We start from the raw sequence: 20057 nt of genomic DNA on the forward strand, positions 1-20057 counted from the left end.
TCGTGATCGTGCGGCATCCACCTCTGGCTCACGCCGCGCGCCGTCCGGTTCGTCCCGGTCCGGCCCGCTTCCGGCTGCCCGCACGTTCTGTGCGGTTGCCGGCGCGTCTGCCCCCTACCCCGGCCCTCAGGGGCGTGGCCGTCACCGGAACTTCGTTGTCCGGCGCGGCGTCCCAGTCTCATGACCGAATGGATCCTCCTCGGCCTCGGCGTGCTCCTCACGCTGGGAACAGCGATCTTCGTCGCCGCCGAGTTCTCCCTGGTCGCACTCGATCGGTCTACCGTCGAGCGGGCGATCGAGTCCGGTGACAAACGGGCTCCCGGCGTCCTCGCCGCGATCCGCACCCTCTCCACCCAGCTGTCCGGCGCCCAGGTCGGCATCACGATCACCACACTGGTGGTCGGTTACCTGGTGCGGCCCTCGCTGGCCACCCTGCTGGAGGGCCCGGCCGAGGCCGTCGGCCTGGAGGGGGCGGCCGTCGACTCGGTGACAGTGGCGATCGCGCTGATCGCGGCCACCGGCTTCTCGATGGTCGTCGGCGAGCTCATCCCGAAGAACCTGGCGATCTCGGTGCCGCTGCCCACCGCCCGGGTGGTGGCCGGCCCGCAGCGCGCCTTCTCGACCCTGACGAAGCCGCTGATCACCGTGCTCAACGGCTCGGCCAACCGGCTGCTGCGCATCGTCGGGGTGGAGCCGCAGGAAGAACTGTCGGCCGGCCGTTCCCCCGAGGAACTGGCCGCGCTGGTGCGGCACTCGGCCGAGGTCGGCACACTCGACCAGCAGACCGCCACGCTGCTGACCCGCTCGCTCGGGTTCTCCAGCCGGTCCGCGGCCGACGTGATGACGCCCCGGGTGCGGATGCTCGTGCTCCAGAAGGAGGAGTCCGCGTCCGCCGTGATCACCCTGGCCCGCCGTACCGGGCACAGCCGGTTCCCGGTGGTGGACGGCGACCTGGACGACGTGGTCGGCGTCGTCCATCTGAAGAGCGCCGTCGCCGTGCCGATGGAGCGCCGCGAGGAGGTGCCGGTCGCCGCGATCATGTCCGAGGCGCTGCGCGTGCCCGAGACCATGCGGCTCGACCCGCTGCTGGTCGAGCTGCGCGCCCTCGGGCTCCAGCTGGCCGTGGTGGTGGACGAGTACGGCGGCACGGCCGGCGTGGTCACCCTGGAGGACGTGGTCGAGGAGCTGGTCGGCGACGTGTCCGACGAGCACGACCGCAGTCGTCCGGGCATCGTCCGGCGGCGTGACGGGGCCTGGCTGGTGCCGGGTCTGATGCGTCCCGACGAAGTGCGCGAACGTACCGGGGTCGATGTACCGGACGGGCATGCGTACGAGACGCTCGGCGGATTCGTGATGGCCGGGCTCGGCCGGATCCCGGTGGCGGGCGACGAGGTGCCGGTGGGCGAGGGCGCCCGGCTGCGCGTCGAGCGCATGGACGGCCGCCGGGTGGACCGGGTTCGGCTGGTGCTGCCCGAGGGCATGCAGACGGTGCGTGGTCAGGAGACCCGCACGATCACGGAAGTGACCGGGGCGGAGCCCGCCCGGGTGCAGGAACGGGTGGGACCGTCATGACGAATCTGTTCATCGCGCTGCTCCTGCTCGCGCTCAACTCGTTCTTCGTCGGTGCCGAGTTCGCGGTGATCTCGGCCCGGCGCAGCCAGGTCGAGCCGCTGGCCGACGCCGGCAGCCGGGCCGCCAAGACCGCGATGGCCGCCATGGAGCAGGTGTCGCTCATGCTGGCCTGCTGCCAGCTGGGCATCACGATCGCCTCGCTCGGCCTCGGTCTGGTGGCCGAGCCGGCGATCGCGCACCTGATCGAGGCGCCGGCCGAGGCCGCGCACCTGCCCGAAGGGCTGATCCACCCGCTGGCGTTCGCCATCGCCCTGGCGGTGGTGAGCTACCTGCACGTGGTGCTCGGCGAGATGGTGCCGAAGAACCTGGCCCTGGCCGGCCCGGACCGGGCGGTGCTGCTGCTGGCGCCGCCGCTGATGGCGGTGGCCCGGGCGGTGTCGCCGGTGATCCGACTGCTGAACTGGTTCGCCAACCACGCGGTGCGGATGCTGCGGGTGGAACCCAAGGACGAGGTCGCGGCCGCGTTCACGGCCGACGAGGTGGCCTCGATCGTCTCCGAGTCCACCCGCGAGGGCCTGCTCGACGACCACGGCCTGCTCACCGGGGCCCTGGAGTTCAGCGAGCTCTCGGCCGGTGACCTGATGATCGGCGTGAACCGGCTGGTCTGCGTGCCGGTCGGCAGCACGCCCGGCGAGGTGGAGCGTCTGGTCACCCGCACCGGCTTCAGCCGGTTCCCGGTGGTGCGGCCCGAGCGGGGCGCTCCCGGCGAGGTGCTTGATGACGACGCACCGCTCGAGGTGATCGGCTATCTCCACCTGAAGGACCTGCTCTACGCGGACGACGAACGGCACGGCCAGCCGATCCCGGAGAAGCGGGTGCGCTCGCTGGTGACGGTCAGCTCGGACGACGAGGTGGAGGAGGCCCTGGCGACGATGCAGCGCGCGGGCAGCCACCTGGCCCGGGTCGTCGACCACGAGGGACGCACGCTGGGCGTGCTGTTCCTCGAGGACGTGCTGGAAGAGCTGGTCGGCGAGGTGCGGGACGCGACCCGGCGCGATCAGGGGCGGGCTCCCGCCCGCGCCTGATCTCCGGGCAGCTTCCGGGCAGCTTCCGGCAGAGAACGGTCATCTGGGTTTCCGGGTGGCCGTTCTTGCGTTCCGGCCCGGGTCCGGATGTTCGGCCGGGTTGTCCGGGTGTTCGGCCGAGTTTCGGAAAGGCGCGCCCGGTTCTGGCCGTGGCTGCCGCCGGATCGTGCACAAGAGTTCTGTGTCACATCAACGTTTTTACCGAGCGTGACTCGACATGTCGTTCCCGTGCTCAAAGGTCACGAAATCAATAACACTGGGTTGAGGTAGTCATACGTCTTGTGCGGGATATTGGACGTCGTACGAACGGGTTAAGCCTCACACGGCGTCCCAACTTGATTTACCCCCGTCGCGGGCCTTTATAGTTCCGTGACTCTTCACCCAGAGTGCGGTAGGTAGGAACCCCCTCCACCTCCCTTCAGCCCTCCAGGAGGATGACCGGTGCCGTCGCATCGCGCCGACACAGCAGGCCCTGCGTTACGACCCCGCAACAACCGGGGTTCGCGGTCCGCAGGATCGCAGCGTCGCTCAGTTTCAGGCTCCACGCGCCGTCCGGTTCGCAAGCCGGGTAGCTCGCTCAGCGCTCCACAGGTCGGCATCGCCGGTGCCCTCGGTATCGCCACGATCGCCGCGCCCATCAGTGGCGCGATGGCTGACTCGGTGCCGGTCAAGGCTCAGGTCAACCAGATCAGCAGCACGGTCACGGCCGTGTCCGCGGTGTCCTTCCCGGCCCGTGCCGACGCAGCGGGTGTGGGCGTCATGGCGCTGTCGGTGGTTCCCGCCGACACCACGGTGGCCGACACCCCCGATCTGCTCGCCGCTCCCAAGACGATCATCGTCAGCGGCACGGCCTCCCGCTCCAACGAGCGCTCCGTGCTGCCCGGTTGCAGCGGCGTGGCCACCACCACCACGGCGAGCAACGGTCAGCTGCCCGACAGCTCGCTCTGCACGCTGTGGGACTCCGACCACCGGTTGCGGGCCGATGCCGCGGTCGCGCTGGCGAAGCTCAACATCGCTTACAAGCAGGAGTTCGGCACCGACATCTGCCTGACCGACTCCTACCGCACGCTGGCGGAGCAGTACTCGGTCAAGGCCCGCAAGCCCACGCTCGCGGCCACGCCGGGCACCAGCGAACACGGCTGGGGTCTGGCTGCCGACCTGGGTTGCGGCGTCGAGACCGGCACCAGCAATGCCAAGTTCCAGTGGCTCGCCGACAATGCCGGCGCCTACGGCTGGGAGAACCCGGACTGGGCCAAGGTCGGCGGCGGTGGCCCGTACGAGCCGTGGCACTGGGAGTACACGGCCGGCGAATGATCTCGGCTCGCGGGGTCCTGCTTCGGCAGGGCCCCGCGAACGTTTTGCTGACATACCCGCGGCCAGCGTTTCGGCGACTCCAGCGGCGGCCGGGTCGCGCGGGTCGGCAGTTCTCCCCCTGGTCCGTGGCGGAAAGGGTTCCACGGGCCAGGCTGCCGTTCGCTGCGGATGACCGTCCCCGGGGCGGCCGAATCACTGACCGCGGGTGGCACTGTGCACTTGTCAGGTGCTGCCTGCCTGTTGCTCAGGGGTGAGTGCTTCTGGTTCGGGGTTTTCACGCTGGTGCTCGCTTCAGGGGTGGGCTCACAGCGTTGGTGGATCGTTTCTGGAACGTCGCCGCACTGACCGCGTGATCGCTGGTCCGGGGCGGTGGTTCTTCTTGCTGCGGTACTGCTTTGGTGCCGCACGACTCCCGTGCATCACACGGACTCCCGTGCTCGGCCCCGTGGGTGGAACTCTGGTGCGGGCCGACTGCCCCATCGTCTGTTCCGGCTGAAACGCTTGGCCCGCGCCTGCTTCTCGACGCCGGACCCGAAGAACGTTCAAGTGTTCAGATGTTTCCGTGGTGCTGGCCGTTCAGGTGACCCTGGTGCGGCCCGGTAACAACGGGCTCGACTCGGCTGCCACATTCCCGGACGGTGCTTGGTGTTTCGATGGTGCAGAGGTGCTGTGCTGCTGAAATGCTGTGGTGCTGCGGAGGATCTGCTGATCGAGGTCAGCTGGCTTCGCGGAGCTGAGCGTTCTTGCGGGCCTCGCGACGCTCCTTGCGCTCGGCGCTGTAGATCGCCTCACGGTCTTCTTCCGTGAGACCGCCCCACACGCCGTACGGTTCGCGAACCGAAAGGCCGTGCTCGCGGCACTGATCCATCACCGGGCAGCCGGCGCACACGGCGACCGCGGCGGCGTCACGCTTGTGACGGGCCGGGCCGCGCTCACCCTCGGGGTGGAAGAAGAGCTGGGGGTCGGCCTCGCGGCACGCGCCCTGGTACTGCCACTCCCAGACGTCAGCGACGGGAACGGGAAGTCGGGAAAGCTCGGCCATCAGGTCCTCCGCTGTAGTGCAGTGATCGGCCGCCTCGGCCGATCGGGTGGTTAGACCTTACTAACCGAGTCAGTCATTGTTCAAGCCCTTCGCTCCGAAACTTGTTCAGGAGTACTTCAAGGTTGCCGTCCGGGAGGTGAATCGCTTCGGACCGACGGGTGTCGCACAACTTTGTCGACGTGTCTGGTCCGGAAACCTCATTTGGCCACTGAGCTGCGGATATCTGCTGATTGACGGTCATGATCAGGTTGTTGAACAACCCGATGGAGTGGGTTGTTCAGGACCTTGGACCGGGGCGCATCGGTTCGTTCGGATCGGTGCACGAAGCGCTCAACGGCGAAGCGATTCACGGGCGTGTCGCGCTTGTGCAACGGTTCACGAGGGTCCGGATGGGCGGGCTGAAGCGATTCGCAGGGCTGCTCTGAAGCGGTTTGTGCCCTTGCATCGATTCGGTTCGGGGTGTGGCCGGTGATGATGGCGATTCGCGAGCTGGTGCGGATGGTGAGTGCGCGGGATCTGGCTCGGCAGTGCGGAATACGGGCGCGAGCGCGAGCGCGGGTGCGAGGCGCGCGGATGCGAGGTGGGCTGTTGGGGCGGGCGGACGTGGGCGGACGTGGGCCGGATGGGTGTGGTGTGAGCGGATGGGTGTGGGCGGACGTGGGCCGGATGGGTGTGGCCGAATGGGTGTGGGCGGATGGGTGTGGGCGGATGGGTGTGGCGGCGCCCGTCCAGGATCAGGCGGTAGGCGTTGTCAGGAAGGACGTGACGGTCTCCAGCGTGCGGGGCTCGCGGAGGATGCTGCCGTGGGTGGCGCCGTCGACGATGAGTAGCTCGGCCCCGGGCAATACCTGGTGCACGTGCTCGGCCGCTTGCACCCTCTCCCGGTCGAGGGAGCCGACGATCAGCTGCGTGGGCACGGTGAAGTGCTTGAGGCTCTCGTCGTCCACCCCCGGGTCTTCTTCGGAGCGGGCCATGTAGGCGGCCAGGGCCTGGGCGTCGTTCGCGGCGAAGGCGTGGCGGGTGGCCGGGTCGACCTGCTCGCCGGTCCAGGACTGCCAGCCCTCCAGGAAACCCTCCATGCCACCCTCCCGCAGAGCGGTGATGCAGCCCGGGAAGAACACCCGGTCGAACGCCCCCTTCTCGGTGCCCGCCGCGCCGGCGATGCTGACGAAACGGTTCACCCGCGTCGGATGTGCCGTGCCCAGGGAGAAGCCGATCCGGCCACCGAGCGAGTATCCGACGTAGTCGGCCGCGCCGGTCTCCGTCCGGTCGAGTACGGCCACCAGATCGGCCACGAAAGCATCCATGCTGTAGGCGGTCTCGTGGTGCGGACCGTCGCTGCGCCCGTGCCCCCGCAGGTCGACCGTGATCACGGTGTGCGTGCGGTTCAGCGCCCGCACGTATCCGAATCCGCGCCAGATGGCCTGTGAGAGCGCGGTGCCGTGTGACAGCACCACCGTCGGGGCGCCCTCCGCCTCACTGCGAAAGGTGCGGTAGGCGATGCGCGTGCCGTCGACCGGGCTGTTCACGGAATCCACAGCCTGACGGTACCGGGGCTGTGCGGCCCTGCGCCGGGCTGTGCGGGGCAGGGCGGGGCTGTTGTGCGGGGCAGGGCGGGGCTGTTGTGCGGGGCTGTGCGGGGCTGTTGTGCGGGGCCGTGCAGGGGCTTGTTCGGAGGTGTGCGCGAATTGGTCAGAGGGGTGGCGCGAGCTGTTCGGGGGTGTGCGAGCTGTTCTGGGGTGTGTGATCAGTGCTGAGGCGTTTCGGGGGAGTCGGAGGCGAGCGGGACGGAGCGGCCCCGCACCAGCGACAGTTCGGCTGATTCACGTGGCAGCGCCAGGTTGAGGGCCCAGTCGGCAGCCGTGCGCACCCGGTTGCCCGGCATCGAAAGCAGGTGATAGCCGCGGGTGATCGCCTTCGCGGGCAGGCCGGACAAGGGAATCCGCAACGGGTTCGCCGCCGCCTGCGGCCCGCCCAGATCGACCACGAAGCCCAGGTCATGATGGCGGTAGGCCTTGCGCTCGCCGTGCCCGAACGAGGCCGCGACATTGGCCGCGGCCCGCTTGCCCTGACGGGTGGCGTGCTGGGCCGTCATGGCGGTGGTCTCGCCCGGCCGGGTCAGGTCGGGAACCGCCGCGATGTCGCCGCAGGCGAAGACCTCGGGATGGCCTGGCACACCGAGATACTCGTCGACCACGAGGCGCCCCTTCTGCAACGGCAGGCCCAGGTCGGACACCAGAGGATCGGGCTGCACGCCGACGCACCAGATCAGGCTGCGGGTGCGCACGAAGTCGCCGGAGGTCAGCCGAACCCCTTCCGCTGTGGCCTCTTTGACCGTGGTGCCCATGAGAACCTCGACGCCGCGCTGCCGCAGCACCTGGTCGGACGAGCGGGACAGCCGCTCGTCGAGCGTGGGCAGAACCCGGTCGGCCGTGTCGAGCAGCAGCCAGCGCACCTGCTGCCCGGCCAGGCGGGGGCGGTCGGCCAACAGGGTGTCGGTGATGAGCGGGCCCTGGGCCGCGACCTCGGTGCCCGTGTAGCCGGCGCCGGCCACGACGAACGTGCAGCGCTGATCCCGCTCGGCCTGGTCGTCGGTGGTGTCGGCCAGGGCGATCTGCCGGGTGATGTGATCGCGCAGGTACACGGCCTCGGGGATGCCCCGGAAGCCGTGCGCGAACTCGCTCACGCCCGGGATGGGCAGCAGCTTGTTCACGCTGCCCGCCGCCAGCACCAGCCGGTCGTAGCCGAGGGTGCCGGTGCGCTGCTCCGGATCGAGATAGCTCACGGTGCGGCCGCCCAGGTCGATGTTCTCGACCGACCCGAGCACCAACCGCACCTTGGGCAGCACCTCCGACAACGACACAGCGATGCGCCGGGGATCGAGCGTGCCGGCCGCCACCTCGGGCAACAGCGGCAGGTAGAGGAAGTAGTTGGTCGGGTTGACGAGCACGATCTCGGCCGCGTCGCCTGCGGTTCTGCTCAGTGCGCGAGCGGCCTCGAACCCGGCGAACCCGGCCCCGACGATGACGATCCTGGCGCGACCGCGCTGGGCGAAAGCAGCATCCGTGATCATTCCTGGACCCTAAGTCGCATAACGCGGCCGTGCCCCTTCTCGTGGCACCTGTCTCTACGCCGCCGCACCGCTGGACTCCAGGTCGAGCAGGGTCTGCTTCGCCGCCGGCCCACCGACGTACTGACCTGTCGAACCGTCGCTACGAACCACCCGATGGCACGGAACCACCACGGGCAGAGGGTTTTTGGCACAGGCCGTGCCCACCGCCCGCACCGCCTTGGGGCTGCCCGCGGCCGCGGCCACGGCCGCGTAACTGGCGGTGCTGCCATAGGCGATGGTCTGGAGCTGCATCAGCACGTCGTGCCGGAACGCCCCGCGGGCCAGGCGCAGATCGAGGGGCACGTCGAAGCTGTGCCGCTCACCCCGCAGGTATTCGTCGATCTGCTGGGCGACCCGGTCTAGGCGCTCGGGCGCGTGCAGAATGCGGGGCCCGATGCGTTCCGCGAGTTCGGTGAGGATCTTCTGGTGCCCCTCCACCGCGTAGGCCACCCGCACCAGTCCCAGAGGAGTGGCCGCGAGCAGCAGCGGGCCGAGGTCGGTCTCGATGGTGCGGTAGGCGACATCGATGAGGCCACGCTCGCTCGCCGCCTGGGCCAGCCGGGCGCGCAGTGCGCTCTGGTGATCGGCGATGTCGCCCGGCCCCTCGCCGGTGCCGCGGTCGAGCAGATCGACCAGGGCCTGTTCCAGCAGACTGAGATCGGCGTCCGGCACGGTGGCCGCCTCCTCTTCGCGTGCCGACAGTTCGGGCAGACGCGGAAACAGGTTCAGGATCTCGGGATTCCAGGTCTTGGTCATGATTTCTCCTGAGGCTGGAAGACGCCGCGCAGTGTGGCGATGCCGTCGGACGCGGCCCGGCGCGCCGCCGTGACCGAGCAACCGAGGATCGCCGCCACCTCGGTGTAGGGAAGCCCGGCCACGTGGTGATAGGCCACGGCCTGCCGCTGGCGCAGAGGCAGGCCCAGCACCGCGGGCCAGGGGTCGAGCATGTGATCGTCGAGAGGAACGGCAGCCAGATCGTCGATGCCGTTCAGCCGGCCTTCCAGACCGAGGGCGATGGTGTGCCCGAGGGCCACCTCGTCGACGGTCTCTTCGGGGGGATCGCTGCCGCCGGGCAGCTCCGGCACCGGCACCGGGTGCCGGGACAGCAACCTGATCTGGTCGACGGCCTTGCGATGGGCGATGGTGACCAGCCAGGCCTCGACATTGCTGTCGGGAGCCAGCGCCGGATAGGCACTCAGCGCGGCGAGAAAGGTTTCTGACCAGGCATCGTCTGCGGCGACCGGACCGACGACCGCACGACAGACCCGCAGGACGGTGGGGCCATGGCGCTCGACCACGCGCTCGAAGGGTTCTCGCTTCACAGTAGGTAAACGCCCCCCAGCCCCCGAACGTGAGGTCCCCCTGAGAATCTTTCCAGGCACCCGCACCCGAACCAAATGAGGACCGATGCCCCGTCTGCGGCCCCGCGCGCCGTCCGATCTGTCGGCGCTGGCCACGATGCTGCGCGCCACGCACGAGCAGCACCGCTATCCGATGATCTGGCCGGCCGACCCGCAGGGCTGGCTCAGCCCGCCCGGGACCGCCGGGGCCTGGGTGGCGATGGAAAGCGACGGCACCGGCCTGCTCGGTCATGTCTGCGTGGTCACCGGGCGCGAGGACCCGCTGCTGGGAAGCGGTTTCGCCATGGTGTCACGGCTGTTCACCGGCCCGGCGGCCCGGGGCCGGAGCCTGCGGCTGGGGGAGCTGCTGCTGGAGGCGGCCGGGCGCTGGGCCGGCGCGCACGGCCTGCCCCTGATGCTCGACGTGGTGGACGACGGCGGCGCGGCGGTCGCCCTCTACGAGCGACTCGGGTGGCAGCTCGCCGACCGTCGGGTGTCCGACATCAGGAGCCCGTCGGGTGATCCGTACCCGCTGCGGATCTACCGGGCTCCGGAGACGTTCCCGGCACGCTCCTGAGCCCCAGCACCGCGACCAGACCGGCGACCCAGCCCAGGGCCAGACCGCACCAGCCGCCGCCGGTGACGTAGGGCGTGACCATGGAGATCATGATCGACCACTCGTCGCGCGCCGAGATCCCGTGGGCGAAGTCCGACCAGAACGACCATGCCCCCTGGATGCCCGAGGCCACGCTGGAGCCGAGCACCGCGCCGAACCAGACGGCCAGGAACAGGCTCACCCGCCCGCCCCGGGACGGCAGACCCCGCGCCGCCGCCCAGGTCACGAGCAGCATCACGAGACCCAGCACCACCGCGCCGATCACGGCGGCCACCCCCACCTGGTACTCGCCCGGCAGCAGCGAATAGTCCATGCCGTCGGGGGCGATCAGCGGGATCAGCGTGTGCGGTGTGAACCCCTCGTACTGAAGCCGCGTGTTCAGCACCCCGGACAGGCACCACACCGCGACCCCGGTCAGGGCGGCGGGCAGGGCGACCCGCAGCAGGCGGCTCACTCGGCACGCTCCCAGGCCGACACGTAGAGCAGCCCGGCCGAGCCGATGTCCACCGTGTCGGCGAAGGTCTGGCTCTGCACCACCACGCCGTCCTGGCCCGCCACCTCCAGGCGGTAGCCCACCGCGGTCGCGGCCCGGTCGCCCTGCACCGGGTCCACCGTGTTGCGCCAGGTCAGCCAGGAGTCCACCGACTCACCGGGTTTCAGCCGGAAGGTTTCGGCCCGGGCCACCGGACCGTCCGGGGACTGCTCACCGTGCTTCAGCGTCGCGTCCAGCGGAACCTCCCACTCGTCCAGCGGGATCAGCGTGGGATAGCCGCTGACGGTGGCCGTGCCGCTGCCGCAGTTGCTCACCACGAGCTGGGTGCCGCGCCAGCCCATCGCCGCGTCGTGCACGCCCACCGACGCGATCAGCCCGCTGTCCGGGCACGCGCCGACCACCGAGGTCGGGGTGCCGAACGGCGTCGGGGTGGGTTCCGGGGCGTACCGGGACCCGGCTTGGGCAGGGGGATTCACGCAGCCGGCGGCCAGAGCGGCGCTCGCGACGAACAGGAATCCCGGGCGGGCGACGGAACGCCGGGAAAGGGACACGCCGGACAAGGTAGACCTGGATTGTGGTGATCCGGTGAGGTTTCCGTGGTGAGGTGATTGGGGCGAAACGCTCATGGATGACGGGAGGCGCGTGCGGGCTCCTCGTCGTCCGTCATTTCTGCCGCCCGGTCAGGAAACCGGTGAGCTGCTCGAGCTCGTCGCGTGCCCCGCCCTCCAGCGGCACCGAGTCCAGCGCCCGCACGGCCAGCTCCACCTCACGCCGTGCCTCGGCCAGAGCCCAGTCCCGGGCACCCGCTCCGTCGAGGACCTGGGCGATCCGCACCAGCTCCGGCTCGGGGGTGTTCCCCGGCGGGCTGTCCAGCCAGTCCGCGACCACCCGGGACGCGCTGCCGCCGGCACTCAGCGCGTAGGTGACCGGCAGCGACTTCTTGCGGGCCCGCAGGTCGGACAGCACCGGTTTCCCGGTCACGGCGGTGTCGCCCCAGATGCCCAGCACGTCGTCCACCCACTGGAAGGCCAGCCCGGCGTGCGCGCCGTAGTCTCCCAGGGCGTCCACCTGGGCGGATGTGCCACCGCCGAGGATCGCGCCGATCCGGGCGCTGGCCGCCAGCAGCGCCCCGGTCTTGCCCGCGGCCATCGACCGGCACTCGTCGAGCGCGACCCGGGTGCGCCGCTCGAACGACAGGTCCTCGGTCTGCCCCCGGATCAGCTCGGCCACCGCCCAGCCGAGCGCCGCGGCGGCCTCCGGGCGGCCGGTCAGCTCGGCCTGGGCCAGGTTGAGCAGGGCGTCGCCGGTGAGGATCGCCGGCCCGACGCCCCACAGCGACCAGACCGTCGGCCGGTGTCTTCGCTCGGTGTCGCCGTCCATCACGTCGTCGTGCAGCAACGAGAAGTTGTGCACCAGCTCGACCGAGACCGCGCCCGGCACCGCCCGGTCCGCGGGGGCACCGCAGGCCTCGGCCGCCAGCATCGCCATCGTCGGCCGGACCGCCTTGCCGCCGGCCTGTTCCCGGGCCGTGCCGTCGGCCTCGGTCCAGCCCAGGTGGTAGCGGGCGATCGCGCGGTTGGCCGGGTCCAGCCGGGCCACGGTCTCGCGCAGGGCCGGCTCGACCAGCGCCCGGGCCCGGGCCAGGGCGGGCGGACCTGCGGCCGCCATCGTGCTCAACCGGTCACCGCCGGGGGTGGTGGGGAAGCGGGGGCGGGAGCGATGTCGGCCGGCATTCCGCCAGGTAAACCCAGCTGGGCGCCGCAGACAAGCCGAAACCGTCGGGAACCTCGTCCGAGGTGGGCCGACGACGGATCTAGCGCACAGCGTCCCGGATTTTGTATCCCACAGACCGGGTCGGCCGGAACGCGCACGCCTCCCGCGAGCGTCCCCATTGACCGTCAAAGGGGGTTTCATGGCCATTTTCGGCAATCGGGACCTCTGTTGCCGATGTGCCCGGAGACACTGATCAAGAGCGAGATCGCGATCGGCCACCCGTGTCAGAATGGGGATCGTTCAATCCTCGGCTCGCCGATGCATCATGTATCCAAAGGGTTGGCGTTTTCAGACGGATGCCGTGACGGGAGTGCGTGAGTGACCACGATCGGCGCCCGGCACCGTTCACTGCGCGACGAGACGGTCGACGAGCTCCGTCGTCTGATTCTCTCCGGCGAGCTGGAACCCGGCACCCACCTCACCGAACTGGCGATCTCCGAGCGCCTGGGCGTGTCCCGCCTGCCGGTGCGCGAGGCGTTCCGCCGGCTCGAGGCCGAAGGACTGCTGGAGGCCCTGCCCCGTCGCGGGGTGCGGGTGGTGCAGCTGGACGGCGACGAGCTGGAGACCGTGCGCGAGATCCGGGTGGCGCTGGAGCTGATGGCCGTGCGCCGCACGGTCGAGCGTGGCGACACCGAGGTGCTCGCCGATCTGCACCGCATGCTCGGCGCGGGCAACGAGCAGATCACCGACAGTGCCCGGCTCGACGAGCTGAACGACGAGTTCCACGAACTGCTCTCCCGGGGCAGCGGTTCCCGGTTCCTCGCCGACACCCTGCGCGCCGTGCGCAATCAGGCCCACCACCTGGTCGGGGGCAAGAGCGCGGCGGTCGGGCACTCCTGGGAGGAACACGCCCGCATCATCGAGGCGGTGCTGGCGCGTGACGCCGAGTTCGCCACGCTGCTGATGCGCCGTCACCTCACCGCCCGGCACGAGAACCAGGGCGGCACCCGGGGCGAGACGGCACCGAGCCCGGCCTCGGAGCCCTCTTCATAGCATCCGGCGGCACGTCCCACTGCACGTCGCTTATGCGGTGAGTGTCCCGACATGATTCGATGCCGATGTGAACTCCATCAGTCGCGGCTGGTTGTTCATCATCCTGTTCGCGGTCGCCGCCGTGCTGATCCTCGCCGTGCGCGGATTCGGCGGCGCGGGCAACATCCAGGGATCCATCGACGTCGGCCCGGCCGGCACCACCAACCCGGCGGAGCCCTACGCCGGTGAGGCCGGTGAACCCGACGGGGTTCGCACCGGCAGCGACGACGACCGTGACGACGACGGAGACGACCCGGTCACGCTGCCCACCACCACCCTGCCCACCCAGGTCACCCGGCAGCCGCCGGACACCGTCTACTCGCTCGGCGACCAGTTGCTGCCGCTCGGCGGCGGTTCCGAGGACCTGACCTCCTACGCCGGCGAGCGGGCCACCGGCCGGTCGGTGCCGGTGCAGTCGGTGGACGCCGACGAGGGCTTCTGGATCGGCACGGCCGGCGACCGGATCTGGGTGCAGCTGGTCGGCCCGCCGCCCGAGTCGCCGTTCCACGTGAAGGCCGGTGACCGGGTCACCTTCACCGGCGAGGTGGTGGCCCACGACTCCGGGTTCGCCGGCCGGGTGGGGGTGAACCGGGCCGAGGGCTCGCGCTCGCTCACCTCCCAGGGCGCCCACATCGACGTGGAGAAGCGCACTCTCAACCTGGCGTCCTGAGGCACTTGAACCGTTGACCACCTGGATCACCCGGACGGGCCAGCAACCAACCCCGGGTTGAGGCTCAGGCGAGCCTCCCGGGTGTCGATACCCACTCCGTGCCCACCGCATCCACGGTCCTCGGGACCACGCTCTCACCCGAGAAGATCGACCCGCAGCCACGGACCGCCAAGCCCGAGTTCCGGCCGGACATCGAGGGTCTGCGCGCGGTCGCGATCATCCTGGTGGTGCTCTACCACTGCGGTGTCACCGCGTTCGGCGGCGGATACGTCGGTGTCGACGTCTTCTTCGTCATCTCCGGATTCCTGATCACCGGCCACCTCGCCCGCGAGGTGCAGGCGACCGGCCGGCTCCAGATCGGCCGGTTCTACGCCCGCCGGGCGATGCGGCTGCTGCCCGCGGCCACGCTGACCATCGTGGCGACCCTGCTCGCCGCCTGGTGGTGGCTGCCGGCGGTACGGCTGAAGGACATCGCCACCGACGGCCTGGCCGCCACCGGCTACGTGCTCAACTACCGGCTGGCCGCCACCGGCACCGAGTACCGCGGGGAAGGCGACCTGCCCTCACCGTTGCAGCACTTCTGGTCGCTCGGTGTGGAGGAGCAGTTCTACCTGGTCATCCCGCTGCTGATGATCGCCACCATGGTGCTGCTGCGGCGCAGGATGGCGTTCGTGGCGCTGCTGCTGGCGATCACCGCGGCATCGTTCGCCTGGTCGGTGCTCTCCACCCCGGACCACGCCAACTGGGCCTACTTCGGCGCCCCGACCCGCGCCTGGGAACTCGGCGTGGGCGCCCTGGTCGCGCTCGCCCTGCCGCTCACACCCCGCCTGCCCGACGTGCTGTGCAGCCTGATCCGGCTGGCCGGCCTGGCGATGATCGTGGTCGCGGCGATGCGTTACGACGACCTGACCACCTTCCCCGGCTACCAGGCCGGGCTGCCGGTGCTCGGTGCCGCGCTGGTGATCGCGGCCGGCCGGGCGGTCAGCGGGCGCCTGCTCACGCACGGCGTGATGCGCGCGATCGGTGCCCGCTCCTACTCCTGGTACCTGTGGCACTGGCCGGTGCTGCTGATCGCGCCGTACGCGCTGGGCGAGGACTTCGGCACCGGCAAGAAGCTCGCCGCCGCCGGATGCGCCTACCTGATGGCGGTGATCAGCTACGCGATGATCGAGCGGCCGTTGCACGAGCTGGGCCGCGAACGCGACGGCTGGGGCTACAACGCCCTGACCGGAGTGGGCCTGATGACGCTCGCCGCCGTCCTGTCGTTGTTGCTGCCCGTGCTGCCCGACCGCACTCCGCTGGGCACCGCGGTGGCCGGCCGGCTGAACCTGACCGGTAGCGCGAGCGCGCAGGAGAAGCAGCTCCAGGCCCGGCTCACCGCCGCCATGCGCAACGACGCCCTGCCGAAGAACCTCACGCCGAGTCTGAAGGCGGCCGCCCGTGACCTGCCGCCGGTCTACTTCGACGGGTGCCACCAGGAGCTCGAGATCAAGACGGTACCGAAGGCCTGTGAGAACTTCGGTGATCCGAAGGGCCGCAAGCAGGTGGTGCTGTTCGGTGACTCGCACGCCGCCCAGTGGTGGCCCGCGATGAACCAGATCGCCAAGAAGGAGCACTGGCGGTTCGCCAGCTTCACCAAGAGCGCCTGCACCGCCGCCGACGTCACCATCTACCTGGAACTGGTGAAGCGGAACTACACCGAGTGCGTGCAGTGGCGGCAGAGCATCCTCACCCGCATCCAGAAGATGAAGCCCGCGATGGTCGTGATGTCGGCCAACGCGGACGGCGGTGAGGCGCTGAACGGCGACGGCTCGCAGGACGACCGGTGGGTCGCCGGCTGGCAGCGCAATGCCGAGGCGATCCAGGCCACGGGAGCCCAGGTGGTCTATCTGGACGACAGCGCCTGGCCCAGCGTGAACGTCCCGGAATGTCTTTCGACCAGGTCGGACGAGATCTCCGAGTGCGCGGCCAGCCGCCGCGAGGCGACCACGGCCCCGGACCGGCGGCAGATGCTCAAGGACATGTTCGAGGACATCGGCGGCACCGTGGTGGACCCGATGCCGTGGTTCTGCGTGAACCAGGGCTGCCCGGTGGTGGTCGGCAACGTGCTGGTGTACCAGGACGAGAGCCACGTGACCCAGGCCTACGCCAGGACCCTGGCGCCGATCATGGACGAGAAACTGGGGCTGAAGTAGCCCTCACTCGTTCAGCCAGCCGTGCCGGCGGGCCAGGGTGACCACCGCGCGGCGCAGCTGGGTGATCTGCTCACCGGTCATGCTGGGCACGGACTCCAGGCACAGTTCGACCAGCTCGCTGCCCAGTGCGTCCGGGCTGACCTGGGCCTGGGCGGTTGGCTGTGTCTGCGGTGCCGTCCGGGTCGATGCGGCCTGGGGGGTGGGGCCTGGCTGGCCGGCCTGGCGTTCGGTGCCGTTGACCGAGCGCTGCGGGGCGATGGTGGCCGGGTGCACGCCGGTGGCCGCGGCCACGGTGGCCGGGGTGGCCATCGGCGGCGCGGTGGCCACCGAGCCGTTGCTGCCGTTGGTGCCGTTGGCCCCGGCGTGCACCGGCAGCGGCTGGGCCGGTGGGTGCGACGGGGGTTGCGGCAGCGGGGCCTGGGCGGCGGGCGGGGGCATCGGCGCCGGTTTCGTCACGCTCACGGTGGGTGCCGCGGTGGCGGTCACCGGGGTGCCCGGGGTGCTTGAGGACGGCGAGGGGCGGTTCCGGAGCACCCGGACCGCCGTGGCCTTGAGGCCGCGCTCGCCCTCGATCACGTCGAACTCGACCGGCACGCCCGGGTGGTACTGGTGCTTTTCCGCCAGCAGTGCATTGGCATGCAGAAAGACGTCTTCGCCACCGGCGTCCGGAGCAATGAAGCCGTATCCCCGAATTTCGTCGAACCGCAGTATCTTTCCTGTCGCCACAGCAGTCGCATCCTTCTCGTCGTCAGGTACGCGAGGTGGACGATAATAGCTGAACCGCACCTCGCGGAATCCTTCTGGCCGCCACTCTTCCAGATATCAGAATGCCTGGTCAGGTGGGTTGCGAGAACTCGCCGTCGGGGGCCGGAAATGACTCGCGAGTATCGGCCGGCATAACGATGTCACGGCCTTGGAGAATCTTGTTCAGGCTTGCTGGTAATCACCTGGACGACCAGAAGCGAGTGTCCGGAAACGAGAGATCAGATCGGCCTGGCGGGACGGCAGAAACTCCTGTGCCAGGGCGGTCGCGTCGTCGTACGCGGAGATCAGGAGTTTCCGGGCGATCGGCTGGCCGGTGCTCTCGATCAGGGTGAGCGTGGCCAGGGTCAGGGCGAACCGCAGGCGGGCCGGGAGCGCGGCCGTGTGCAGTTCGCCGTCCCTCGGCAGACTCGGCACGCATTCGCTGAGGGTGCTCATCGCGGCCGAGGCCAGGGCGTGCCGGGTCTGCGGGTCCGGCTCGCGGGCGCAGGCCATCAGGCTGTTCTCGGCATGGGTGACGCGTGGGTCGGCCTCGGTGCGCGGGGCGCGGGTGTGGATCACCTCCAGCCGGTCGAGGTCTTCCGGGCCGGGCCCCGGGTCGGCATGGACGGGGGGCATGTCGAGCTGGTGCAGCATCGGCCGGGGCGCCGGTGGTGGCTGGAAGTCGTGCGTGCGCGCGGCCCGGTCCCGCCGTGAGCCCGGCGCGGGGATGACCCGGCCGGTCGGGCGGGGCATGACGACCGCTGGGCGGGGTGCGGGGGGTGGCTGGTCCGGCGGTGCCACTGGGTTCGGGGACATCGCTTGGTTCGGGGACGCTGCGGGGTTCGGGGACGCTGTTGGTTTCCGGGACGTCGGTGGTGGCGTCGGTGGGGCCGGGAAGGGAGCGGTGTTTCCGACGGGTTCGGCCGCCGGTGCCGAGATGCCCCGGGACTGCCGTCCGGAGAGGTTGTTCCGGGGTGACGGGCTCGGGGGCGGTTCGGCGGGGGACGTCGGTTCCCGGTCGGTCATGGGCGGCGAGATGGCGCGGCGAGACGCCGTGTTCCGGCCCGCCGGGCGCGGAGTGGGAGCGGCGGTAGGTGTGGTGCCCTGGTCCGCCGGGCTGCGGGGCGGTGCGTCCGGGGCGGTCTTCCGGTCGGCGGCGTTGCGCGCGGCCGAGGTGTACCCGCCGGTGACGTAGCCACCGCTCGTGTAGCCACCACTGGTGAAACTGCTCGTGGCGGAACGACTACCACTCGGCTCACGACGCTGGTCACCGCGCCCGGGACGACGAGGACGTGGCGTCGAACGGGGCGGGCGCGGGCGGGACCGCTGGTCGCGTGATGAAGGCTGCTCGGGCGCCTGCGGTGCGGGCGTCAGCGATTCGGGCGTCCTGCGCTCCGCGGCTCGCCGGTCGGGTGCCGGTCGGGGCGGCGGCTGGATCTCGGGCGCCTCCGGGTCGGCCGGTGGTGGCTCCTGCTCGTCCGTCGAGTGCTGGCCGTCCATCGGTTGCGGCGCAGCGGGTCTCGCGGTGACGGCCTGCTCGAACCACGGTGAGGGGGCGAACGGGGGCGCGTCGGAAGGAGGACCGGAGACGGTGGTGATCCGCCGGGCCAGGGCGTCCGGGTGCAGCACCCGGTAGCGCGGTGAGGCGGGTTGGGCCTGGTGGCGGGGGTTGCGCTTGGCGAAGAGGTCGCCGTGCTCGTCGAGAACCAGCATCACGCGGGCCTCGTCGGTCTGGCAGTAGGCGGCCACGGTCGCGGCGTCGAACTCTTTCAGGCCTGCCGCGGTCGACAGCACGTCCACGTCGATCACGGCGGCCCCCTCAAGCTCGTCGGCTACTCCCAGCGATCAGCGTGACCATCTTTCTCGACTCTGGGTGATTGCCCGGAGAGCGACACGCCCCAAAACCAGCCGTGGCCCGAGCCCGGTGACAGGGCTCGGACCACGGTGTGGTTCCGGATCGGGCGATCAGGCGAGGACCTGGCGCACCTCGCCGGAGATCTGGAGGTCTTCCCGGGCACCGATGACGAAGGTGCGCACGGCGGCGCCCTCGGTCGTGATCTCGGTGTCCTGCTTCAGCTTGCCCATCGCGCCGTTGACCGAGTCGTCGATCCGGACCCCGGCCCAGGCCAGCTTCTCGCCCACCAGCCGGCGGATCATCGGCGAGTTCTCGCCCACACCACCGGTGAACACCAGGGCGTCCAGGCCGCCGGCCGATGCGATCATCGAGCCGATGCTGCTGACCAGACGGTGCACGTAGACCTGCATCGTCAGGACGGCCCGCTCGTCACCGGCCTCCACGCCCGCCTCGACGTCACGCATGTCGGCGCTGCCGGCGAGAGCGGTGAGGCCACCGGCCTTCTCCAGCCCTTCCGAGACCTCCTTGGCGGACATCCCGGCCTGCTGCTGGAGCCAGAGCACCATGCCCGGGTCGACCGTGCCCGACCGGGTGGCCATGACCAGGCCCTCCAGCGGGGTGAATCCCATCGTGGTGTCCACACTCTCGCCGCCCTTGATCGCGCAGAGCGAGGCACCGGCACCGAGGTGGCAGTTCACGATGCGCAGTTCGGACGCCGGGCGGCCGACCAGCTGGGGGATCAGGCCGGCCGCGTAGGCGTGGGAGAGGCCGTGGAATCCGTAGCGGCGGATGCTGTGGGCCTCCCGCCACTCGACCGGCACCGCGTAGGTGCTGGCGCCGGCCGAGAGCGTGGCGTGGAACGCGGTGTCGAACGACGCCACCGCGGGCACTCCGGGCAGAACCTTGCCCACCGCCTCCAACCCGGCCAGGGCCTTGGGCTGGTGCAGGGGAGCGAGGGCGGTGAGGTCGGCGATCTGCTCGACGACCTCGTCGGTGATGCGCACGGGACCGCTGAATCGCGTTCCGCCGTGCACGATCCGGTGGCCCACAGCTTCGGGGGCCGGCCATTCCTTCAGGGCGGCTGACAGTTCCGCCGTGTCGAAACCAGAGCTGTCAGCCGGCAGGTCCACGGTTCCGATCGTCTCGTCGTTGTCTCCGAGGAGACGAACCTTGAGGCTGGAGGAACCGGCGTTGACCACCAGAACGTGCATCTT

At 70.4% G+C, this 20057-nt stretch carries 19 protein-coding genes; 8 read left to right on the forward strand and 11 right to left on the reverse strand.

Translation table 11 applies throughout. The annotated features are described in order from the left end of the window. Positions 1-180 precede the first annotated feature (180 nt). The 3 genes from KIH74_RS04085 to KIH74_RS04095 all read left to right on the forward strand — a co-directional run bounded on the left by KIH74_RS04085 (position 181) and on the right by KIH74_RS04095 (position 3971). A complete protein-coding gene (locus tag KIH74_RS04085; RefSeq protein ID WP_214154342.1) occupies positions 181-1572 on the forward strand; it encodes a hemolysin family protein in 1392 nt (463 codons plus the stop codon). After that, positions 1569-2657, forward strand: a complete 1089-nt coding sequence (locus KIH74_RS04090; RefSeq protein WP_214154343.1) for a hemolysin family protein — start codon at positions 1569-1571, stop codon at positions 2655-2657. The genes KIH74_RS04085 and KIH74_RS04090 overlap by 4 nt, the downstream gene beginning before the upstream one ends. Positions 2658-3305: 648 nt before the next feature. Next, positions 3306-3971, forward strand: a complete 666-nt coding sequence (locus KIH74_RS04095; RefSeq protein WP_214154344.1) for a M15 family metallopeptidase — start codon at positions 3306-3308, stop codon at positions 3969-3971. Between the two features lie 715 nt (positions 3972-4686). Here the strand turns inward: KIH74_RS04095 and KIH74_RS04100 are convergent. Then, entirely contained in the window at positions 4687-5013 is a 327-nt protein-coding gene (locus KIH74_RS04100) for a WhiB family transcriptional regulator (RefSeq protein WP_214154345.1), read from the reverse strand. A gap of 251 nt (positions 5014-5264) precedes the next feature. Between KIH74_RS04100 and KIH74_RS04105 the strand changes: the two genes are divergently transcribed. Further along, positions 5265-5438, forward strand: coding sequence for a hypothetical protein (locus tag KIH74_RS04105; protein WP_214154346.1), 174 nt, complete (start codon positions 5265-5267; stop codon positions 5436-5438). 309 nt (positions 5439-5747) lie between these two features. Here the strand turns inward: KIH74_RS04105 and KIH74_RS04110 are convergent, their stop codons facing one another. From KIH74_RS04110 to KIH74_RS04125, 4 genes are all read right to left on the reverse strand, one after another. Next, positions 5748-6551: an alpha/beta fold hydrolase gene (locus KIH74_RS04110; RefSeq protein ID WP_214154347.1), complete on the reverse strand. Its 804-nt coding sequence runs from the start codon at positions 6549-6551 to the stop codon at positions 5748-5750. Positions 6552-6760: 209 nt separating this feature from the next. Beyond that, positions 6761-8086 (reverse strand): NAD(P)/FAD-dependent oxidoreductase, encoded by a 1326-nt coding sequence (locus tag KIH74_RS04115; RefSeq protein ID WP_214154348.1) that lies wholly within the window; start codon positions 8084-8086, stop codon positions 6761-6763. A gap of 54 nt (positions 8087-8140) precedes the next feature. Next, positions 8141-8752 (reverse strand): methylated-DNA--[protein]-cysteine S-methyltransferase, encoded by a 612-nt coding sequence (locus KIH74_RS04120; RefSeq protein WP_372491997.1) that lies wholly within the window; start codon positions 8750-8752, stop codon positions 8141-8143. Between the two features lie 125 nt (positions 8753-8877). Further along, positions 8878-9447 carry an RNA polymerase sigma factor gene (locus tag KIH74_RS04125; RefSeq protein ID WP_214154350.1) on the reverse strand — a complete coding sequence of 190 codons (570 nt, stop codon included), beginning with the start codon at positions 9445-9447 and terminating at the stop codon, positions 8878-8880. Positions 9448-9532: 85 nt separating this feature from the next. Here KIH74_RS04125 and KIH74_RS04130 point away from each other — a divergent pair, with 85 nt between their 5' ends. Beyond that, the gene (locus KIH74_RS04130; RefSeq protein ID WP_214154351.1) at positions 9533-10042 is read left to right on the forward strand and encodes a GNAT family N-acetyltransferase; all 510 of its coding nucleotides are present in this window, start codon (positions 9533-9535) and stop codon (positions 10040-10042) included. On the opposite strand, the gene KIH74_RS04135 is transcribed toward KIH74_RS04130, so the two are convergent. The 3 genes from KIH74_RS04135 to KIH74_RS04145 all read right to left on the reverse strand — a co-directional run bounded on the left by KIH74_RS04135 (position 9969) and on the right by KIH74_RS04145 (position 12242). Then, complete coding sequence (locus KIH74_RS04135; RefSeq protein WP_214154352.1) at positions 9969-10535, reverse strand: hypothetical protein; 567 nt, start codon at positions 10533-10535, stop codon at positions 9969-9971. The two genes, KIH74_RS04130 and KIH74_RS04135, sit on opposite strands and share 74 nt — an antisense overlap. Continuing rightward, a complete protein-coding gene (locus KIH74_RS37460; RefSeq protein WP_214154353.1) occupies positions 10532-11125 on the reverse strand; it encodes a DUF4232 domain-containing protein in 594 nt (197 codons plus the stop codon). The genes KIH74_RS04135 and KIH74_RS37460 overlap by 4 nt, the downstream gene beginning before the upstream one ends. 112 nt (positions 11126-11237) lie before the next feature. Then, positions 11238-12242: a polyprenyl synthetase family protein gene (locus KIH74_RS04145; RefSeq protein ID WP_246571497.1), complete on the reverse strand. Its 1005-nt coding sequence runs from the start codon at positions 12240-12242 to the stop codon at positions 11238-11240. A 423-nt stretch (positions 12243-12665) separates the two neighbouring features. Between KIH74_RS04145 and KIH74_RS04150 the strand changes: the two genes are divergently transcribed. The 3 genes from KIH74_RS04150 (at position 12666) to KIH74_RS38330 (ending at position 16244) form a co-directional block, all read left to right on the forward strand. After that, a complete protein-coding gene (locus KIH74_RS04150; protein WP_214154355.1) occupies positions 12666-13340 on the forward strand; it encodes a GntR family transcriptional regulator in 675 nt (224 codons plus the stop codon). A gap of 67 nt (positions 13341-13407) precedes the next feature. Beyond that, positions 13408-14049 carry a hypothetical protein gene (locus tag KIH74_RS04155; RefSeq protein ID WP_214154356.1) on the forward strand — a complete coding sequence of 214 codons (642 nt, stop codon included), beginning with the start codon at positions 13408-13410 and terminating at the stop codon, positions 14047-14049. Positions 14050-14147: 98 nt separating this feature from the next. Then, the gene (locus KIH74_RS38330; RefSeq protein ID WP_214154357.1) at positions 14148-16244 is read left to right on the forward strand and encodes an acyltransferase family protein; all 2097 of its coding nucleotides are present in this window, start codon (positions 14148-14150) and stop codon (positions 16242-16244) included. Positions 16245-16247: 3 nt separating this feature from the next. On the opposite strand, the gene KIH74_RS04165 is transcribed toward KIH74_RS38330, so the two are convergent. The 3 genes from KIH74_RS04165 to KIH74_RS04175 all read right to left on the reverse strand — a co-directional run bounded on the left by KIH74_RS04165 (position 16248) and on the right by KIH74_RS04175 (position 20054). Further along, complete coding sequence (locus tag KIH74_RS04165; protein WP_214154358.1) at positions 16248-16970, reverse strand: cold-shock protein; 723 nt, start codon at positions 16968-16970, stop codon at positions 16248-16250. 201 nt (positions 16971-17171) lie between these two features. After that, positions 17172-18797: a hypothetical protein gene (locus KIH74_RS04170; RefSeq protein ID WP_214154359.1), complete on the reverse strand. Its 1626-nt coding sequence runs from the start codon at positions 18795-18797 to the stop codon at positions 17172-17174. A gap of 156 nt (positions 18798-18953) precedes the next feature. Continuing rightward, positions 18954-20054 carry an acetate/propionate family kinase gene (locus KIH74_RS04175; protein WP_214154360.1) on the reverse strand — a complete coding sequence of 367 codons (1101 nt, stop codon included), beginning with the start codon at positions 20052-20054 and terminating at the stop codon, positions 18954-18956. Positions 20055-20057: the final 3 nt, after the last annotated feature.

Source organism: Kineosporia corallincola (assembly GCF_018499875.1).
Classification (GTDB): domain Bacteria; phylum Actinomycetota; class Actinomycetes; order Actinomycetales; family Kineosporiaceae; genus Kineosporia; species Kineosporia corallincola.